Here is a 2,943-nt window from a genome sequence, read left to right as displayed (position 1 = left end):
GAAGGACGCTGAGAATTTCACTCCAATGATATTCTTTGACAGGGCCGGCTACTGGCTGCGCTCCGCGATCTACGAGAACGGCAAGGTTACGAGCTCCGGCTTGAAAATGGACGAAGCCGTCCCGGAGATACTCAAGTTCGGGATCTGCACCCGATTGAGTCCCGACGAAGCCACATTGCGGCAGTTTCTCGATAAAATGGCTTTCACGGACGACGTATCTGTCATCAAGGATGTCCTGGCCAAGCATTCGGGCATTGCGAAGCGGAATATGTCTTTCGCGCTCGCCGGCGAGTCCTTCAGGATACCCACGCTGCGCATGAACCGGGCCTAACCCAAACAGGCGCCCGCTGCGCCCAGTCTGGCGGTAACGTGAATGCATCGGCGATTGGTGGCGGAACAGACCGCTTAATCGCTGCAGAGCTGATCTCAAACAGCCTACCCTTGTAAAGCGGTGCCGCTTCGTCCTTCATGGCACGTACCAAATCGAGCAGCGTGTTGGTCGCCCAGCGATACGCGCTAGCGTCTTCTCGTTCCAGGTTTTCTACCAGTGCGAGGGCCTCGCGATAGTCGTGTATCGCCGCAACGACCCTGGTTTCGAGATCGTTCTTATCGTTTATCTGCTCTTCTCCTCGCGAATCGCTGAACAATTTGTCCCAGCCTGAACGAACAAGAATTGGACGGTTTGCAGGCATCGACCACAAAATGCGATCCTCTTGCTCGATGTAATCGGCGAGCGATTGAACTTGACGCGACGCTCATTTGGACTGTGCCCGCGACCGAATCATCTCCCTCATCCAGGTCTGCAGAACGATCCATTCTGTTGTTTCCACTGTAGGAGACTAGTTTTCTGCAAGCGCACGGTTCTTACTGCCAGATCTTTAAGCGCTCGCACGGATGAATGTGGAATTCTCTTTTCGCATTATGGTTTCTCCAAGAGCCGCCCTTGGCTATGCTCGCCGCCAGAGTCGAAATCGAGTTGGCATGATGGAACCTCAGTGGCTTAGCTATGGCAAACGCTTGCAAGCTATTGCGTCAACCGGGCTTCACTTCGCGAAGGATCCATTTGATCGCGAGCGATACGAGGAGATCGCGGCCATTGCCAACGAAATGCTGGCCAAATTGGGCAACGTTCCGATCGAACGCATCGAGGGACTCGTTTCTGATTTCGCGCTGGGCTATGCCACGCCGCGTATTGACGTGCGCGGTGCAATCGTCGAGGGCGAGGCAATCCTGCTCGTCCGGGAGAAGAGTGATGGCCTTTGGGCCCTCCCCGGCGGCTTTGCAGACGTCGGGCTCTCCGCGGCTCAGAATGTCGAAAAGGAAATCTTTGAAGAAGCAGGCCTTAACGTGTCCGCTAACCGCCTCTACGGCGTGCGGCATAAGGCGAGCGCATCATATTCCCCTGATGTCCGCGATTTCTACAAGATGTTCTTCCTGTGCACCCGGCTGCCCTGCAGCCTGGTGAAGACGACGTTGGAGACGAGCGAGGCGGAGTTTTTCCCGAAAGATCAATTGCCGCCGCTTTCGCGCGGCAGGACGATCGAGAGCGATGTGGAAGCTGCGTTCGCCTTCGCAACCGACACAAACAGGCCTGCCTTCTTTGATTGAACCCAGTGATCGCATTGCCCTGCGCCGGTCCCCATGGAAGCTCGTTAGGGTAGGCGCTAGTATCGGTTGCTTCTCCACAGAGTCCAATGGCAACCAGTTGGTTTCTGGGCCAGCGGCCCAGCCACTTGCCTTCGGCGAATGATCACGGGGGTGGTAGAGAGAAACGGGCGAGCGATTGGCATCGCATCGATAGTCGCGCCGACCATCTGAATCCCGAGAGAGACATTTCGTGTTCAGGCCTTCCAGCTTGCAACTGCCACGCGCGGGCGAGCTTGAGCGACGGGCGTAGCGGTCATCCGGGTGAGCGGAGGGAATGGATTTGATATGCGAGCGACGCAGCGACTTTGCTTTATTGGTTTTTCCTCGGCGTCGTTCTTCATCGTCGGCGTCGGCATCGTCTTGCCGGCGTGGATCGCGTTCCACGCCGGCGGATCGAGCCTGGTTGGCCTGGTGTTGCTGACCTCCAGCGTCGCTGGAGTCGTTCTCGCACCGCTCGGCGGGTACGTCGTCGACCGACATAGCCGTCTCACAGTCACTGCAGCGGGACAAGTGATCCAGGCTTCCGGGCTTTTTATGCTGGCCCTCGTGGAGATCCTGCCGGAAGGGCTCTCGCGCCCCCTCCTGGTTCTATCAGCCGTTCTCGGGGCCTTCGGATACGCGCTCCTGGCAGGCGCTATGAGCGGCCTGCTCCAGTCGCTCGTTCCCGGGACTGAGCGCATGGCGTTCAACATGCGCCTGTCCTTCTTCAATCAGGCGGGGCTCGCCATGGGCACAGGTGTAGCCGGCTACGCGATCGATCAGCTCGGCAGCACTACGGCGGCCGTCCTGTCCGCCTGCATCGCGTTGGCCATTCTGCCTCTGCTCGGGCCGCTGACGAGGACCCCAAGCGGTCGCCGGTCGATGAAGGGGCTCAATCCGCTTTCCGCCTCGCGTGAAGCGTTCCGCTATCTTCTGAACGAGCCGCAAAGCTTGTCCGCTGCGATCACGGTAGGACTGGCGTTCGCCGTGATCCAGATCACCAACCTGTTGTTGCCGGGTTTCGTCATCCATGCGCTTGGCGGCGGCAGCGATCTCTTCGGCATGCTCGAGATGACGGCCGCAATCGCCGGTATGGCCGCCCTTGCTGTCGCCGGGATACCGGCGCTCGCCAGGAAAATGGCCCGAGCAACAGCGACGGTTCTCGCAGGGGCCGCGGCCTCGTTGATCGTTCTATCCTTCGTGACCAACCCGCTGGTCGCGATTGTGCTCTATGCCCTTGCTGGAATACTGTGGAACCTGTCACGGGCCGCGGCCAACGGACATCTTTTGACCGTTGTGGATTCGGCCCTGATCGGG

At 58.9% G+C, this 2,943-nt stretch carries 3 protein-coding genes; all 3 read left to right on the top strand.

The features are described from left to right. On the top strand, positions 1-331 hold a 331-nt coding region (locus CWO89_RS46560; protein WP_165421578.1), incomplete at its 5' end, for a hypothetical protein. Between the two features lie 650 nt (positions 332-981). Beyond that, positions 982-1,608 carry an NUDIX hydrolase gene (locus CWO89_RS42585; protein WP_245475090.1) on the top strand — a complete coding sequence of 209 codons (627 nt, stop codon included), beginning with the start codon at positions 982-984 and terminating at the stop codon, positions 1,606-1,608. Positions 1,609-1,932: 324 nt separating this feature from the next. Continuing rightward, positions 1,933-2,943: MFS transporter (locus CWO89_RS42580; protein WP_130584178.1), on the top strand; the 1,011-nt coding region annotated here is incomplete at its 3' end.

The sequence above is a fragment of the Bradyrhizobium sp. Leo170 genome (genome assembly GCF_004296405.1).
In the GTDB taxonomy this organism is placed as follows: Bacteria; Pseudomonadota; Alphaproteobacteria; order Rhizobiales; family Xanthobacteraceae; genus Bradyrhizobium.
The sequence above is the reverse complement of the archived record's forward strand: the minus strand, read 5'-3'. Positions and strand labels throughout refer to the sequence as shown.